Origin of the sequence: Burkholderia sp. E168m22, from assembly GCF_001319805.1 — a bacterium.
GTDB classification, from domain to species: Bacteria; Pseudomonadota; Gammaproteobacteria; order Burkholderiales; family Burkholderiaceae; genus Burkholderia; species Burkholderia orbicola.
Genome location: NZ_BBSK01000143.1, coordinates 92,267 through 109,036 on the forward strand (window position 1 = coordinate 92,267; position 16,770 = coordinate 109,036).

Annotated in this window: 12 protein-coding genes and 1 pseudogene; 6 read left to right on the forward strand and 7 right to left on the reverse strand. The window is 68.1% G+C overall.

Annotated elements, in window-relative coordinates; genetic code table 11:
* Window positions 1-16 precede the first annotated feature (16 nt).
* The 4 genes from AP428_RS32000 to AP428_RS32015 are packed head-to-tail and all read left to right on the forward strand — an operon-like array spanning window position 17 to window position 4,630.
* A complete protein-coding gene (locus AP428_RS32000) occupies window positions 17-1,225 on the forward strand; it encodes an AAA family ATPase (RefSeq protein WP_011549049.1) in 1,209 nt (402 codons plus the stop codon).
* Between the two features lie 18 nt (window positions 1,226-1,243).
* Complete coding sequence (locus AP428_RS32005; RefSeq protein WP_011549048.1) at window positions 1,244-2,608, forward strand: CpaF family protein; 1,365 nt, start codon at window positions 1,244-1,246, stop codon at window positions 2,606-2,608.
* A 33-nt stretch (window positions 2,609-2,641) separates the two neighbouring features.
* Window positions 2,642-3,619 carry a type II secretion system F family protein gene (locus tag AP428_RS32010; protein WP_011695056.1) on the forward strand — a complete coding sequence of 326 codons (978 nt, stop codon included), beginning with the start codon at window positions 2,642-2,644 and terminating at the stop codon, window positions 3,617-3,619.
* Window positions 3,620-3,655: 36 nt separating this feature from the next.
* On the forward strand, window positions 3,656-4,630 hold the full coding sequence (locus AP428_RS32015; RefSeq protein WP_011549046.1) for a type II secretion system F family protein: 975 nt from the start codon (window positions 3,656-3,658) through the stop codon (window positions 4,628-4,630).
* A 279-nt stretch (window positions 4,631-4,909) separates the two neighbouring features.
* Here the strand turns inward: AP428_RS32015 and AP428_RS32020 are convergent, their stop codons facing one another.
* The 5 genes from AP428_RS32020 to AP428_RS32040 all read right to left on the reverse strand — a co-directional run bounded on the left by AP428_RS32020 (window position 4,910) and on the right by AP428_RS32040 (window position 9,815).
* The gene (locus tag AP428_RS32020) at window positions 4,910-5,866 is read right to left on the reverse strand and encodes a transporter (RefSeq protein WP_011549045.1); all 957 of its coding nucleotides are present in this window, start codon (window positions 5,864-5,866) and stop codon (window positions 4,910-4,912) included.
* Window positions 5,867-5,902: 36 nt separating this feature from the next.
* Window positions 5,903-6,430, reverse strand: coding sequence for a flavin reductase family protein (locus AP428_RS32025; RefSeq protein WP_011549044.1), 528 nt, complete (start codon window positions 6,428-6,430; stop codon window positions 5,903-5,905).
* A gap of 5 nt (window positions 6,431-6,435) precedes the next feature.
* Window positions 6,436-7,674, reverse strand: coding sequence for a styrene monooxygenase/indole monooxygenase family protein (locus AP428_RS32030; RefSeq protein WP_006486286.1), 1,239 nt, complete (start codon window positions 7,672-7,674; stop codon window positions 6,436-6,438).
* Window positions 7,675-7,738: 64 nt separating this feature from the next.
* On the reverse strand, window positions 7,739-8,527 hold the full coding sequence (locus AP428_RS32035) for an SDR family oxidoreductase (protein ID WP_011549043.1): 789 nt from the start codon (window positions 8,525-8,527) through the stop codon (window positions 7,739-7,741).
* 40 nt (window positions 8,528-8,567) lie between these two features.
* Window positions 8,568-9,815 (reverse strand): dienelactone hydrolase family protein, encoded by a 1,248-nt coding sequence (locus AP428_RS32040; RefSeq protein WP_011549042.1) that lies wholly within the window; start codon window positions 9,813-9,815, stop codon window positions 8,568-8,570.
* A 350-nt stretch (window positions 9,816-10,165) separates the two neighbouring features.
* Here AP428_RS32040 and AP428_RS32045 point away from each other — a divergent pair, with 350 nt between their 5' ends.
* Window positions 10,166-11,191 carry an AraC family transcriptional regulator gene (locus AP428_RS32045; protein WP_041489513.1) on the forward strand — a complete coding sequence of 342 codons (1,026 nt, stop codon included), beginning with the start codon at window positions 10,166-10,168 and terminating at the stop codon, window positions 11,189-11,191.
* Between the two features lie 100 nt (window positions 11,192-11,291).
* Here AP428_RS32045 and AP428_RS32050 read toward each other — a convergent pair whose 3' ends face one another.
* Together AP428_RS32050 and AP428_RS32055 are read right to left on the reverse strand one after the other, a co-directional pair.
* Complete coding sequence (locus AP428_RS32050; protein WP_054928648.1) at window positions 11,292-13,784, reverse strand: xanthine dehydrogenase family protein molybdopterin-binding subunit; 2,493 nt, start codon at window positions 13,782-13,784, stop codon at window positions 11,292-11,294.
* A 21-nt stretch (window positions 13,785-13,805) separates the two neighbouring features.
* The gene (locus AP428_RS32055; protein ID WP_011549039.1) at window positions 13,806-14,264 is read right to left on the reverse strand and encodes a (2Fe-2S)-binding protein; all 459 of its coding nucleotides are present in this window, start codon (window positions 14,262-14,264) and stop codon (window positions 13,806-13,808) included.
* Window positions 14,265-15,000: 736 nt separating this feature from the next.
* Here AP428_RS32055 and AP428_RS32060 point away from each other — a divergent pair.
* Window positions 15,001-16,770 (forward strand): annotated as a pseudogene (locus tag AP428_RS32060) (beta strand repeat-containing protein); the annotation flags it as partial.

A 16,770-nucleotide genomic window follows, 5' to 3' on the forward strand; every position in this document is an offset into this window, starting at 1 on the left:
AGACGAGGCACACGACATGATCAACATCCTCGTAGCTTCCGACGATACCGCGCGGCTCACGCAGATCGCGCGTCTCGTGGCCGACTGCGGACGCTATCGCACGACGCGCGCCACCGGCCGCCCGTCGCAGATCGAGCATCGCACCGACGGGCTCGATGCGTTCGACATCCTGCTGATCGACGGCACGTCGCTGGAGCCGTCCGAGCTGTCGGCGATCGAGCGCATCTGCCGTGCGCATGCGGGCCTGACCTGCATCCTCGTGACGGCCGACGCATCGCCGCACGTGCTGCTCGACGCGATGCGCGCGGGCGCCCGCGACGTGCTGCAGTGGCCGCTCGATCCGCAGGCGCTCGGCAACGCGCTCGGGCGGGCGGCCGCGCAAAGCACGCGGCGCGATACCGACGACACGCGGATCGTGTCGTTCATGTCGTGCAAGGGCGGGGTCGGCACGAGCTTCGCGGCCGGCAACATCGCGTTCGAGATCGCGGAGGGCTTCAAGCGCCGCGTGCTGCTGATCGACCTGAACCAGCAGTTCGCCGACGCGGCATTCCTCGTCAGCGACGAAACGCCGCCGTCGACGCTGCCGCAGCTGTGCGCGCAGATCGAGCGGCTCGACGGCGCGTTTCTCGACGCGAGCGTCGCGCACGTGACGGAAAACTTCCACGTGCTGGCGGGCGCCGGCGACCCGGTCAAGGCCGCCGAGATGCGCGAGGACGCGCTCGAATGGATTCTCGGCGTCGCCGCGCCGCGCTACGACTTCGTGATCTTCGACGTCGGCGTCGGCATCAACCCGCTGTCGATGGTCGCGCTCGATCGCAGCGACCAGATCCAGATCGTGCTGCAGCCCGCGATGCCGCACGTGCGCGCCGGCCGCCGGCTGCTGGAAATTCTCGTGTCGCTCGGCTACTCGACCGACCAGTTGCGGCTGATCGTGAACCGCACGACCCGCGCGAGCGAGCGGACCCGCGCCGCGCTCGAGGAAGTGCTCGGCCTGCACGCGGCCTGCACGATTCCCGACGACGCCGACACCGTGCTCGAAGCGATCAACCAGGGCCATCCGGTGTCGCGGCTCGCGCGCGGCTCGGCGGTCGTACGGGCGTTGCAGGGCTGTGCGAAGCAACTCGTCGACGGCGAAGTGCGCGCGGGACGCGGCGCGACGCACAGCGAACCGTTGATGTCCCGGCTGTTCGGCCGCAAGGCCACGCCGAAGCTCAAGTCGATGTAATTCTTTCGGGGAACCATCATGTCATTGCGCGAACAGATGTCCTTGCACCGGGCCCAGCCGCTGGCGGCCAGTGACGCGGCCGGCCCGGCGCATTCGTCGGTGCGCGACGCATACCAGAAGCTGCGCCGCGAAATTCATCTGGCGGTGCTCGAGCGCGTCGAGCTCGAGCGCCTGTCCCGGCTGCATCAGGATCAGATCCGCATGGAAATCGGCGCGCTGATCGCGCGCATCCTCGACGAGGAGCGGCTGCCGGCGAACGACATCGAGCGGCGCCAGCTCGCGATCGACGTGTACGACGAGATGTTCGGCTTCGGCCCGCTCGAAGCGCTGCTGCGCGACCCCGGCATTTCCGACATCCTCGTGAACACGTACCGGCAGGTCTACGTCGAGCGCTGCGGCCAGCTCGAACTGACCGACGTGACGTTCTACGACGACGCGCACCTGATGAAGGTGATCGAGAAGATCGTGTCGCGCGTCGGGCGCCGCATCGACGAATCGAGCCCGATGGTCGACGCCCGGCTGCCGGACGGTTCGCGCGTGAACGCGATCATCCCGCCGTCCGCGATCGACGGGCCGCTGATGTCGATCCGGCGCTTCGCGGTCAACCCGCTGAAGATGGACGACCTGGTGCGCTACCACAGCCTGACGCCGCCGATGGCCGAGCTGCTCGACGCGCTGTCGCGCGCGAAGGTGAACGTGCTGGTGTCGGGCGGCACCGGCAGCGGCAAGACGACGCTGCTCAACATCCTGTCCGGCTTCATTCCGCGCAACGAGCGGATCGTGACGATCGAGGACGCCGCCGAGCTGCAACTGCAGCAGCCGCACGTGCTGCGGCTCGAGACGCGCCCGCCGAACATCGAGGGCAAGGGCGAGATCACGCAGCGCACGCTGGTGCGCAACGCGCTGCGGATGCGCCCGGACCGCATCATCCTCGGCGAAGTGCGCGGCGCCGAAGCGCTCGACATGCTCAACGCGATGAACACCGGCCACGAAGGCTCGCTCGCGACGATCCACGCGAATACGCCGCGCGACGCGCTGACGCGCCTCGAGAACATGGTCAGCGTGTCCGGCCTGACGCTGCCGCCGAAGACGATGCGCCAGCAGATCGCGTCGGCGATCTCGGTGGTCGTGCAGGCGGCGCGCCTGACCGATGGCAAGCGCAAGATCGTCAGCATCCAGGAGCTGACCGGGATGGAAGGCGACATCATCAACATGCAGGAGATCTTCACGTTCAAGCGCACGGGCGTGGACCGCGACGGCGCGGTGCGCGGCCACTTCTGCGCGACCGGCGTGCGGCCGAAGTTCGCCGAGCGGCTGCAAGCGTTCGGCATCAACCTGCCGGATTCGCTGTACGACCCGTCCGTGCATTACGAGACGGACTGACGCCAGGGCGCCGTGCGCTGCCGGGGAGGCCTCATGAATGCGATCTTTTACGGTTTTGTGATTCTTACCTTCGTCGCGGTCGTGCTGTCGATCGAGGGCATCTATCAATGGTGGAACGCGCGGCACGGCGCCGCCGCGCGCCGGATCGAGTCGCGCATTCGCGCGATGTCGGCCGGCGGCAACGTCCAGCAGGAGCGGCTGTCGATCCTGAAGAAGCGCATGCTCGACGAGTCGAAGCCGTTCGACCGGCTGCTGCTGCGCCTGCCGCGCGTGCATGCGCTCGACCTCGTGATCCAGCAGTCGGGCCTCGACTGGACGCTGCCGAAGCTGATCACGCTCAGCGCGACGTTCGCGGCCCTCGCGTGGTTCGTGGCGAGTTTCGCCCGCTTGCCGCAACTCGCCGCGGTGCCGGTCGCGCTGGTCGCCGGGTGGCTGCCGATGACGTACGTGCTGCGCTGCCGCGCCAAGCGGATGCGCAAGCTCGAGCGGCAGTTGCCGGACATCTGCGACATGATCGCGCGCGCGCTGCGTTCCGGCCATTCGTTCACGAGCACGCTCGGGATGGTCGGCGACGAGTTTTCCGAGCCGATGGGCGGCGAATTCCGCGTCACGTTCGACGAGGTCAACTACGGCGTGTCGCTGCACGACGCGCTGACGAACCTCGCGACGCGCGTGCCGGTGCAGGACCTGCGCTACTTCGTGATCGCGGTGCTGATCCAGCGCGAGACGGGCGGCAACCTGGCCGAGTTGCTCGAGAGCATCGCCGGGCTGATCCGCGAGCGCTTCAAGCTGTTCGACAAGGTGCGCGTGCTGTCGGCGGAAGGGCGGCTGTCGGCGTGGATTCTCGGGCTCTTGCCGTTCGGCACCGCGGCGGTGATGGCGCTGCTGAACCGCGAATTCCTGTCGGTGCTCTGGGAGGACCCGGCGGGGATCCGGATGGTCGGCACGATGCTGGTGTCGATGCTGTTCGGCCTGTTCTGGATTCGCCGTATCGTGCGCATTCGCGTCTGACGCGCGAGCCGAATAACGAACCGTTGCGAGGTTGTCATGCAAAACCTGAGCGTGGTCCAGGCCGTGATGCTGGGCGGCTTGTTCATCTTCGTGGCCGGCGGCGTGCTCGTCGCGATGCTGCTGTTCGCGCCGCGCGGCATCCAGCGCCGGCTCCAGCAGGCCGGCGGGACCGGGGCGGGCGGCGTCGCCGGCGCGGGCGACGGCGACGACATGGCGTCGCGCTGGGTCGCGAAGCTGGTCGAGCTGTCCAGCCCGATCTCGAAGCTGTCGGTGCCGAAGGAGGGCTGGGAGAATTCGCCGTTGCGCATCCGGCTGATGAATGCCGGCTGGCGCAACCAGAGCGCGGCCGCGGTGTACTTCACCGCGAAGACGATGCTCGCGCTCGGCCTGCCGTGCGCCGCGCTGCTGGCGCTGATCACCACGTCGCTCGGCGACGAGCGTGCGCTGCTGTCGCTGATCCTCGTCGCGCTCGCCGGCATCGGCTATTACATTCCGAACATCGTGCTGTCGCAGCGGGTCAAGGTGCGCCAGCGGAAGATCTTCGAGGATTTTCCGGACGCGCTCGACTTGCTGACGGTGTGCGTCGAAGCCGGCCTCGGGCTCGACGCGGCGCTGATGAAGGTGAGCGAGGAGCTGCGGTTTCGCAGCGAGGTGGTCGCGAGCGAACTCGACCTGCTGCTGCTCGAGATGCGCTCCGGCTTCACGAAGGAGACGGCGCTGCGCAATCTCGCGCTGCGCACCGGCGTGGAGGACATCGAATCGTTCTGCGCGATGCTGATCCAGGCCGACCGGTTCGGCACGAGCATCAGCGAATCGCTGCGCGTGCTGTCGGACATGCTGCGCACGCGGCGCCGGATGCGCGCGGAGGAACGCGCGGCGAAGATCGCGCTGAAGCTGCTGTTTCCGCTGATCTTCTGCATCTTTCCCGCGCTGATGATGGTGCTGCTCGGCCCGGCGATGATTCACGTGTATCGCGTGCTGCTGCCGACGTTCGTTGGCGTCGCGCCGTGAGCGGCGCGCGGATGCGGCTTCGCGCGCATCGATAAAGGCCGGATGTGCCGGCCCCGCGGCCACGCGGTGGCCATCCGGCGGCCGGCACGGCAACAGGCTTCATGGAGGCTCCCTCCCCAGGCGGCGCCGCGAGACAGGTCGACCATAGCGGCGTCAGTGCATCCTGGACCCATGGTCGGTCATGGAACAAGCCGTAGTCCACCGCCTTCACGGCTGCCCCCTACTGCTAACCCGTTGAAGCGGCGGTGCCCCGTGGCGGGGCAGCCGGCGCGCCGCGCGTCACTGGAAGTGATGCACGTAGCGCAGCACCATCCGCGTGCCCTGCGGCCGGTTGCGCGCATAAGTCTCGAAGTACGCGTTGAACAGCAGGTGATCGTGCGGCGAGAAGCTGACCATCGCCCCCGGCCCGATCGCGAACACGGCTTCGCGCGCGCCCGGCACGTCCTGCCCGTTGGCCTTCATGTCGGTGGTCTGGCGCAGCCAGTAGCCGTTGAGCCCCAGCCGCAGGCCGGGCCGCACTTCGTACTCGGTCGCGAAGTTCACGTGGAGCGCCTGACCGGCCTGCGTCGACGTCACGTCGGGGCCGAGTGCCGTGGCCGGCTGATGGTTGGTCGCGTTCCACAGATAGTGCAGCCGCCACGACACGGTCCATTTCGGCGTGAGCCACAGCGTCGCGGCCCAGTACGGATCGAACGACCAGAAATGGCTGCCGGGATTGATCGCGCGCGACGGATCGTACGCGCCGGTCGGCACGATGAACTGGAATTCGACGCGCTGCGCGAAGCGCGGGCCCTGCGTGCCCATCACCGGGTCGAACTGGATGAACGGGCCGATCAGCAGATCGCCGAAGCCGGCGCGCGCATTCAGCGCGACGTTGCCGATGCCGTCGTCGGTGCGCGCGGACGCAATCCACGGCAGGATCACGTCGAGGCCCGGATGCATGCCCGCGAACGTCAGCGGCGACTGATAGACGAGCTGGCTCAAGCCGGCGAACAGGTCGATGTCCTGCTTCGGCAACCCGACCTTGTTGCCCGCATTGTCGTTGACGCGGCCGGCCGTGTAGTACTGCAGGTACTGCGTGCCGTACCAGCCGGCGCCGGCCGGCGGCATCCCGTCGAGGAAACTGGTCATGCCGAGGTTGACCGCGGGCAGATCGGCCGCGTGGGCCGGCGCGTGGCTGGCGAGGCCGGCGATCGCGAAGCCTGCGGCGACGAGCAGGCGAGAGCCGAGTTTCATGTTCACCACCTCCTGATTATTCGTTTGTATGACTAATTAAATGGCACGTAAAAGATCGGGATGATCGGCGATCGCGCGATACTGGCCGGCATGGAACACGAGCGGCGCCTTGCCGAATGCGTCGAACCGTTCGATCTCGCCGATGAAGAGCAGGTGGTCGCCGCCTTCGTAGTGGCCGACGTTGCGGCACACGAAGCGCGCGCTCGCGCCGCCGAGACACGGCACGCCGCCGCTCTCCGATGCCACGTGCGGCACGCCGTCGAACTTGTCGGCGCTGGGCGTCGCGAAGCGCCGCGACAGGTCGATCTGGTCGTGCGCGAGGATGTTGATCGCGAAGTGCGTGGCCGCGACGAAATCCGGGCGGCTCGGCGCGACCTTGCGCAGGCTCCACAGCACGAGCGGCGGATCGAGCGACAGCGACGAGAACGAATTCGCGGTGAGGCCCACCTTGCGCCCGTCGGCCGCGCACGTGGTGATCACGGTGACGCCGGTCGGGAACTGCCCGAACGCGGCGCGCAACTGCATCGGGTCGAGGGCCGCGCGGTCGGTAACGGTCGTTTCCATGGCGGTTACTCCGCACGCACACTGTGTTCGCGGATCAGCGCCGCGCACGCCGACGGCTCGAACCACCACGGCGCGAACCGGCGCGGATCGTCGAAGCCGTCGACGATCGTTTTCGCGAGCGACGGCGACTGGCCGGCCGCGCCGAGCAGTTCGAGGATGTGCGGTGGCGGCGGGGTGAGCAGCGAGTTCGTCCAGCGCACGACATGCTGCGCATAGGCCCAATAGCCTTCGAAGGTCTGCTGCATCCAGTCTTCGCCGAACGGCGCGGCGCCGCGCGCGACGATCGCGTCGAAATACGCGTTCGCGCATTTCGCGGCGTTGTTCGAGCCCTGGCCGGTGATCGGATCGTTGACGACCACCGCATCGGCCATCCCGAACACGGTGCGGCCCGACGGCAGCCGGAAGAACGGCTTGCGCACGGTCGGCGCGAAACGTCCGGCCAACGTGCCGTTCGGATCGGTGAGTTCGACGTCGCGGCAGCGTTCGAATTCCCATGGCACGTACTGTTGCAGGAACGACAGGCTGCGGTCCAGATGCTGCTCGGGCGTCTTCACGTCGGCCCAGCAGTCGAGCGGGCCGCCGGGGATGCCTTCGAACACCATGATTTCGCATGGGCCCGTGGTGGTCAGCGCGGGAAACACGAAATACTCGCCGATGCCCGGCAGCAGGTTGAAGCGTACGCGCGAATACGGCTCGCTCGGCGTCATCCCTTTCACGTAGGTGAGAGCCAGTGCGCGCTGCGGGCGGTCGAACGGGCTGCGCGCATCGTCGCGGCCGAGCAGGCCGACGATGTCGCCCTTGCCGGCCGCGAGCAGCACGAGGTCGTGGCTGCGCGCGAGTGCCTCGAGTTCGGGCACGCCGATGTCCGCGATGCGCACGTCCGCGCCGCGGCGGCGCACGCCGTCGAGCCAGTCGGCCATCTTCACGCGCTGGTCGACCGACTGCGCGTAGCGGGTGAGGCGCGACGACCAGTCGATCGCCTTGCGGCCGTGGCCGTCCGGGTGCGGCACCGCGATGCCGATGCCTTCGACGGCCGGGCACGCTTCCTCCCACGTATTCAGGCCGAGATCGCGCTCGATCTGCAACGACGTGTGGAACATGCACTGGCTCGACATGACCTTGCCCGTGCGGATCTGCTCCGCGTCACGATTGGTCGCGAGCGTGACGTGGTAGCCCTGGTCGAGCAGGGCGAAGGCGAGTTGCAGGCCGGACTGGCCGGCGCCGACGATAGCGATGCGTCTCATGGGAAGGTCCTTGGTTGGTTGCGTAGCGGCCGTCATGATTGGAGGAAGCGGCGACGCGGCACGGTCACTCCGCGAGCCGCGGAATGGCCGGCACCGCCTGTTCGGGGCCCATCGCGGCATAGCCGCCGTCCACCGCGTAGTCGGCGCCGGTCACGAAGCTCGCCGCGTCGCTGCACAGGAACGTGACGACCTGCGCGACTTCCGACGGATCGCCGACGCGTCCGAGCAGGTGGAACGGCGCGGCGACGCGATCGGTCTTCGCGCGGTCGCCGTGCGTCATCTCGTCCATCACGCGCGACCAGGTCCAGCCCGGCGATACCGAGTTGACGCGGATGCGATCGGGCGCGAGATCCATCGCCATGCTGCGCGTGAGCTGGCGGATCGCGGCCTTCGAGGTCGGATACAGCCAGCGGCCGGTTTGCGCGCACTGTGCGGAGATCGAGCTGAAGTTCACGATCGCGCCGCCGCCGCGCCGGGCCATGTGCGGATGCACGGCCTTCGCGAGCATCGCGGCCGACACGACGTTGACGTCCATCGCGGCGAGCCAGTCGTTCCGGGTCGCATGGATGCCGTCGTCGACATAGCTGCACGCGAGATTGACGAGCACGTCGATCGCGCCGAACCGCTCGACGATCGTCGCGATCGCGCGCTCGATCGCACGATCGTCGGTGATGTCGAGCGCGATGAACAGCGCCCGTTCGCCGAGCGACGCGGCCACGCGTGCGCCGTTGTCCGCATCGAGATCGAGGATCGCGACGCACGCACCGGCGCGGCTCAGGTCCTGCGCGACCGCGGCGCCGATCAGCGTGGCGCCGCCGGTGACGAGCGCGACTTTGCCAGCAAGGGCATTCATGGTGTGTCTCCGGGAATCGTGGGGTGAGGGAAGGGCCGCGTCAGTGCGCATCCGTCGATGGCGTGCTGTCGTGCCAGCGGCGCATCAGGCCGTTCGACGGGACGGTTTCGTCGAGCAGCTTGCGGGCCGTGTCGACGCCCGCGACCGGCAGGCCGGCCGGATCGAGCAGGCCGATCTGCACGAGCACGCTCGCCTGGTCCCAGTAGATGTGTTCGTGATAGAGCTTGTCGCCGCGAAACTTGACGATCGCGACGAGCGGAATCTCGACACGCTTGCCGGTCGGCGCGACGCCCGGCAGCATCCAGTCGATCTCGGTGGTGTGCGTGAAGCGGAACAGCAGCTCGTCGACGATCTGGCTCGCGGCGATCGTGCGCGAGATCGGCGTGATCGTCGTGTCGGGCGGGTTCGCATGCACGAAGTGATGCGTGTAGAAGCGCTTCAGTTCGTCGTGGCCGACGCCGCCCGTCAGTGTCGGAATATGGTTGACGTACGGCTCGGCGACCATCGTGGCCATCGTCGCGTCGACGTTGCGCGTGTCGAACTCGTGCTTCAGGTGCGTTTCCCACAGCGCGGACAGGTCGTAGCGCGGGCCGAGCGCGGCGCGGAACGCGGCGATCGCGCGCTGGTGGGCCATGACCGCGGCGGCCTTGTCGAAATGATCGCCGCCGGCGCGGGCGAATGCATGATCGACGCCGGGGTAGACGTAGACTTCGACGCCGCCGCGGCCCGCCAGCGCAGCCGCGATGCGCTGCTGCGCGTCGGGCGGGCAGAAGCGGTCCAGCTCCGCGATCTGCAGCACGAGCCGCCCGTGCAGGTGCGCGGCTTCGTCCAGCGCATGCTCGATGCCCACGCCGTAGTAACTGACCGCCGCGGCCACGCCCGGCAGCCGGCACGCGGCGAGATACGCGAGCTTGCCGCCGAGGCAGTAGCCGAGCACGCCGGCCTCGCCCGTGCATTCCGGCCGCTCGCGCAACTCGGCCAGCGCGGCGCCGATGTCCTCGACGCCCTTGTTTTCGTCGTATTCGCGATAAAGGGCCATCGCGCGCGCGAAATCGGCCGCCGTATCACCGAGCTCGATGCCCGGGGCCTGGCGCCAGAACAGGTCCGGCACGAGCACCGTATAGCCTTCCTCGGCGTAATAGTCGGCCACGTCGCGCATCGTCGCGTTCGCGCCGAAGATCTCGTGACAGAGCACGATGCCCGGCCCGGTGCCGCCGGCCGGCGTGCTCAGGTACGCGCGGAACGCGCCGCCGTCCGGCGCTGGAATCTCGATGTGACGTCCGTTCATGGGTCCCTCCATGCGGTTGGTTTCGGTGACGGCCCAGTATTGGCGGCCGAAATGGGCGTTTCTATCCGCTTTCTTCGGCCGGTATCCGCGAATTCCGGAAACCTGCGGCAGCGGCTGCCGCAGGCCGGCGGGCCGGGGCCGAGTGCGGGTATGTGCGGATGCGGAAGGCCCGCACAGTTTTCTACGATGCGCGAACGGTCCGCTTCTTGCGTGGCTTGCGCGGGACTTGCGTGTTTCGTAGGACGGACTGTCCGGATACTCCAGGCGCTGTCCGGATCGTGCGGCGGATTCCCCGATAGCGGGAATGCATGCACGGCGCGAGTGCGATCGAGCACGACGGGAGAACTTCGATGGCGCAATTTTTCGAAACCGGCTGGCTGGCCGATGCCGCCTGTTTCAATCACGACACGCTGCTGCTGCAGTCGAACGACGTCGACGAGGTGCGCGCACGCGTGGCCGATGTGTTCAAGCCGCACCGGCTCACGCCGACCGGCGAATCGCGTGCGCTGCACAGCTGCATGCACCATGCGCGCTGGGGCAACCTGTCGTTGAACCTGCTCGATTACGGTGGCGGCGTCAGCATCGAGCCGGGGCCGCTCGAGCATTTCTTCCTGCTGCAGATTCCGCTGCGCGGCGACGCCGAGATCGAATGCGGCGCGACGCGCTTCGTGTCGTCGCCGGGCACCGCGTCGCTGCTTTCGCCGACGCTGCCGTTGAAGATGCGCTGGGGCGATGCGTGCCCGCAGGTGATCCTGCGCATCGAGCGTGAAGTGATGGAGCGCCACGCGCAGCGGCATTTCGGCGACGACCGGCGTGCGAGCGTCGAATTCGAACCGGAATTCAGCCTGGCGTCGCCGCAGGGCACCTGTCTCGCGCAATTGCTGCCGGTGCTCGCCGGCGCGATCGCGACGGACGCGCATCCGTTGCGTCATCCGCTTGCGTTCGAGCAGCTCGAATCGACGCTGCTCAACCTGCTGCTGCACGGCCACCCGAACAGCGCACGCGACGGCACGCGGCGCCTGCCGACGGCGCTCGCGCCGTTCTACGTGCGGCGCGTCGAGGAATACATTCGCGCGCATCTCGACGAGCCGCTGACGATCGAACGGCTCGCCGATCTCGCCGGCGTCAGCCCGAGCACGCTGTTCGCCGGCTTTCGCAATCGCCACGGGATCACGCCGATGGGCTTCGTGCGGCAGTTGCGGCTGCAACATGTGCGCGACGAACTGCTGGCCGACGATACGCCGGGGCTCGCGTCGGTCACCGATATCGCGCTGAAATGGGGTTTCGCGCACCTCGGACGCTTCGCGATCGAGTACAAGCGCGCGTTCGGCGAATCGCCGTCGGCGACGCTCAGGATGCGGCGCGTGCGAGGGTGAACGCGACGGCGGGCGCGCTGTCCCGCCGTCGCGATGGTCCATGCGGCTGCGCCTGGCCCGGCGGGCGTGCCGGGCGCAGCCGCTGGCCGGATCGTCTACGTCACACCGTGCCTTTCTTCAGATCGTCGATGCACGGGATGCCGGCGCGTCGTTTCGGCCGCAGGAATTTCGGCATCGACGGGGCCTGGCCGACGCCTGCCTGGCTCTGACCGGTCCTGGGCTTCAACGCGGCCGGCTTGGCCTTGCGCGGCATCCGGCAGCCGCCGGCCGCCAGGTCGCCGTACGGATCGTCGTCGACGGCTGCCGCGGGGGCCGCCGGCATCGCCGGGGCGGCTGCCGCGACCAGCATCGGCGCGAACGGCAACGCATGCATCCGCTCGCCGGTCAGGACGAACGCACCGTTGGCCACCGCCGGTGCGATCGGCGGCACGCCGGCGTCGCTCAACCCGGTCGGATGCGCGTCCGACGGAACGAAGAAGACATCCACCGGCGGCGCTTCCTGCATGCGCACGGGTGGATAGTCGGCGAAACCGGCGTTGCGCACCGCGCCATGGTCGACGTCGATCGCGAAGCCCGGCTTCGTCGTCGCGAGGCCGAACAGCGCGCCGCCCTGGATCTGCGCTTCCGCGCCAGTCGGGTTGACGATGCGGCCCGCATACACGCCGGCCGTCACGCGATGCACGCGCGGTTGCTGCGCTTCGATCGAGACCTCCGTCACGTAAGCCACGACCGTCCCGGCCGATTCATGCATGGCCGTGCCCCATGCGTGCCCGGCAGGCAGCGTGCGCGTGCCGTAGCCGGATTTGTCGACGGCGAGCGCGAGCGCCTGGCGATGGGGCGCGTGCTCGGGACCGGACAGCCGTGCCATCCGATACGCGACCGGGTCCTGTCGCGCCGCGTGCGCGAGCTCGTCGACCAGCGTCTCCATCACGAATGCCGTATGCGTATGGCCGCCCGAGCGCCACGACTGGACCGGCACGTCCGCGTCCGTCTGATGGACCGACACCTGCATCGGAAAGCCGTACGGGCTGTCGGCGACGCCTTCGGTCAGCGCGGGGTCGACGCCACCCTTGCGAATCGTCGTGCGCTCGAGCGGCGAACCCTTCAGCACCGACTGGCCGACGACGACGTGCTGCCAGTCGCGCACGGTGCCGCTGCCGTCCACGCCGATGTCGACGCGATGCAGCACCATCGGGCGGTAATAGCCGCCGCGCAGATCGTCCTCGCGCGTCCAGATCGTCTTGACCGGGCCGAGGTGGCCGGCCGCCAGATAGGCGGCGGATACGCGCGCGGCTTCGACCACGTAGTCCGACGTCGGCGTCGAACGCCGGCCGTAGTCGCCGCCCGACGTCAACGTGAAGATCTGGACCTTGGCCGGCGCCACGCCGAGCGCCTTCGCGACCGCGGCGCGATCGGCCGTCTGCAGCGACGATCCGCCCCAGATCTTGATCCCGCACGCGCAGCTCGCCGGGCCGACGTCCACCGTACAGCTGAGCGGCTCCATCGGCGCATGCGCGAGATACGGAAATTCGTATTCCTTCTGAATCCGTGTTGCCGGTGGCGGCGCACTGCCGCTCGACGCTGTCCGCACCACGGTGCCGGGCGAGGCGGCGAGCTGCTTGTAAGCGCGCATCTGTTCCGCTGACGACACGCTCGACCCGCTGTCCTTCCATGTGACCTGCAGCGCATCGCGCCCGAGTTTGGCCGGCCAGTACCCATCGGCGATGACGGCCACGCCGGTGCCGCCGCGGTCGACCGGGATCTCGACGACTTCCACCACGCCCTTGATCGCCCGGGCCGCGGCCGCGTTGTAGCTCGCGACCTGCCCGCCGAAGCGTGGCGGGCGCGCGATCACGGCCACCTTCATGTCCGGCAGGCGCCAATCCATCCCGTACTTGAGCGTGCCGTCGAGCATCGCGCGTGCGTCGATGCGCGGTGTCGGCTTGCCGATGATGCGGAACTGGTCCGGCGATTTCAACGGCACCCGCTGCGGCACCGGCATCTCCATCGCGTCGGGCGCCAGTTCGCCGTAGGTCGCGCTGCGGTTGCCGGCCGTCACGACACCGTTCGCGGTGCGGCACGCGGCGGGATCGACGTTCCAGCGCCGCGCGGCCGCGGCGACGAGCATCGCGCGCGCGGACGCGCCGAGTTCGCGGTATTGCGCGAACGAGTGATTGACCGACGTCGCGCCGCCGGTCATCTGGATGCCCGTCACCGGGTCCTTGTACGGCTCGCCGGCCGGTGCGAGCACGGTGCGTACGTTGCGCCAGTCGGCATCCAGTTCGTCGGCCAGCGCCATCGGCAGCGCGGTGCTGACGCCCTGGCCGGATTCCGTCCGGTTGACGGCGATCGTCACCGTGTTGTCCGGCGCGATGATCAGGAATGCTTGCGGTGGCGAAGACGGAAGGGCTTTGCCGGCTTCGGCCGTGGCCCGGGTCGGCGCGATGCCCAGTGCAAGGCAGCCGCTCGCCGCCATCGTGAGTTTCAGGAAGCCGCGCCGGCCGAGCGACGGAGAACCTGTTCCGGCGACCGGCGAAGCGTCGGGGTGGGGGGCGTCGGTGCTCGCCGGGCGCCCGGCAGTGCGAATACGCATGGTCAAAGTCTCCCGGCAGGCTCAGGCAAGCGCGCTGGCCGCATCGTGAATCGCGGCGCGGATGCGCTGGTAGGTCGCACAGCGGCACAGGTTGCCGGCCATCGCGCGATCGATGTCGGCGTCGGTCGGCGCCTTGTTGCCGCGCAGCAGGGCGGCCGCGCTCATCATCTGACCGCTCTGGCAGTAGCCGCATTGCGCGACGTCGTGCCGGAGCCACGCGTCGAGGACGGCCTTGCCGAGCGCATCGTCGGCGAGATGTTCGGACGTCGTGATGCGCGCACTGCCGACCGCCGACAGCGCCAGCGTGCAGCTTCGGGCCGCCCGGCCGTCGACATGAACGGTGCAGGCGCCGCAGTCGCCGGTGCCGCAGCCGAACTTGGTGCCGGTCAGCCCGAGGTTGTCGCGCAGCACCCAGAGCACCGGCGTCGACGGATCGGCATCGATCTCGGCCGGCCGGTTGTTGATGTTCAACGTCACCATCGTGAAGTTCTCCCTTGGACACCTCGTTATCGCCCGCGAATCGGAAAGGCAATGCGGCGGATCTGAATCAATTAAAGCAGATCCGCTAAAAATTCGGCATCCGGGAATTTGATTTTTTTGCCTTTCTTAATGATTTGCGTGATTTACTTAAAGAGAATCATTTTCATCTCGGGCGTAAATGAGTTAATCGGGATGAAAGAATGTTGAGTTTTGCCAAAAAAATATCCGGCCCATGGAAAACGTTTGCGAGTCGAGCCTATATTTGTCTCGCGATCACGCCTGGAGACATGAGAATCGGACGGCAGGTACTGACGAACGGGTAGGCGGGGCGACGGCGGTACGGTTGTCCGACCGGGCAGGTCCGGCGTTTGATTGTCGGGCGGAAGGCTCCGTACATACGGGATTTCGGCGGCGAGGCGGTGTTGGCCTGCAGGGACGGACGGGGTTCGACTGTGCTCCCCCGGGCAGTGCTTCCGGCTATATGAAAACAACTGTTTCTGATTAGCGAAAAACTTACCGGGTGACGAAGGGGGCTTAAAAGTAAAATATGCCGATTCAATAATTCTCATCGATTCATTCTTATTTGTTTTTAATCCAGCCAACCACTTCGGATTGGTGACGGGGCGGTGTTTTTCTAAAAAACATCGAATAGCGAATTCCAGTATTTGTCTTCGGCATTTTAAATGCGTCGAGGCAATACCCGGTGTCGTCGATTCTCTTATGGGAAGGTGTGATTATGCGTATGCGCATGGGCTCGAACAAAAAGCGCGCGGAAGCACGTCCGAAACTCCTCGTCCCGACCGGCATGCTGGTCGCGCTGGTCGGTGCCGGGATCGTCCCCGTCGACGCGCTGGCCGCCTGCACCGGAACGACGATCGTCAGTTGTACCGGAGCCACCACGTCCTATTCGAACGGCACCAACAATCTCAACCTGACCGTTGCGCCGCTCGCGACCGTATCCGTGGTGCCGTTGCTCGGCGGCACCGCGCTGTCGCTGACCGGCAGCGGCGTCACGCTGACCAACAACGGCAGGATCGACCCCGCGTTGTCCGGGTTGAGCCTCGTGTCGAACGGCACGGTGGTCGGCAATGTCGGGTCGGCGAGCACCGTCAACGTCACGAACACCAGCTCGGGCGTGATGATGGGGTCGACGAGCTCGCTGCTCAACGGGCCGGCGCTGACGGTATACAACGGCACGGGCGGCACGACGAACATCACGAATGCCGGCACGATCGGTACGACCGGCTTGCTGGGCTTCAGCGCCGGCCCGACCGCGCAGGTCGTGACCACGTCGGGCGGCGCACAGGTCAACTTCACCAACGCGAGCGGCGGCGCGATCAACGGTTCGGTGGTGCTCGCGCCCAGCGGGACGCCGGGCGCGGGGAACACGTTCACCAACGCCGGCACCGTCACCGGCAACGTGTCGCTGGGCGCGGCCCTCGGCACGTCGAACACGTTCAATGCGCAGACCGGGTCGTCGGTCGGGCTCGGCGTCGATGCCGGCCTGGGCGGCAACAACACGCTCAACCTGCAACTGAACACGGCTGTCGGTAGCCCGGCGAACGGCACCATTGCAGTCGATACGTACGGCAATTTCAACAACCTCGGCGTGCAGGGCGGCACGTGGGACCTCACCGGCGCATCGACCGCGACGAACGCGTCGCTGACCGGCGGCACCGCGATCGTCCACGGCGCCGGGGCCCTGGGCACCGGCACGATCGTCGCCGGCGGCGGCACGCTCGAGGCCGGCGCGGCCGGCGTGAACCTCCTCAACAACGTGGCGCTCGGCACGAGCCTGACGGTCGACGGCGCGAACGGGCTCGCGTTGTCGGGCACGATCGGCGGCGGCGGTGCGCTGAACGCGAGCGGCACCGGCACGCTGACGCTGAACGGCGCCAATTCGTTCACGGGCGGAACGAATCTGACGGGCGGCGGGGGGCTCGTCGTCGGCACCGGCACGGCGCTCGGCGCGGGCGCGCTGAACGTGAGCAGCGCGGGCGGCACGCTCGGCACCAGCATCGGCGGCACGTTGCTCGGCAATGCCGTGAATATCGACACCGGCGTGACGCTGGGCCTGAACGGTTCGGCCAACCTCGGCCTGAGCGGCACGATCGCCGGCAATGGCGGTCTTGCGCAAACCGGCGCGGGACGACGACGCTGCTCGGCGCGAACACGTTCTCGGGCGGCACGGCGCTGAGCGGCGGCGGGCTGATCGCCGGCACCGGCGCGGCGCTCGGCACCGGCGCGCTGCATGTGACCGGTGCGGGCGGCTCGCTGGCGACCAACGTCGGCGGCACGCTGCTCGGCAATGCGGTGAATCTCGATGCAGGCGCCACGCTGGGCCTGAACGGCGCGGCCGGCCTGAGCCTCGGCGGCACGATCGCCGGTAACGGCGGCCTCGCGCAAAGCGGCACGGGCACGACGACGCTGCTCGGCGTGAACACGTTTTCGGGCGGCACGGCACTGAGCGGCGGCGGGTTGATCGCCGGCAACGGCGCGGCGCTCG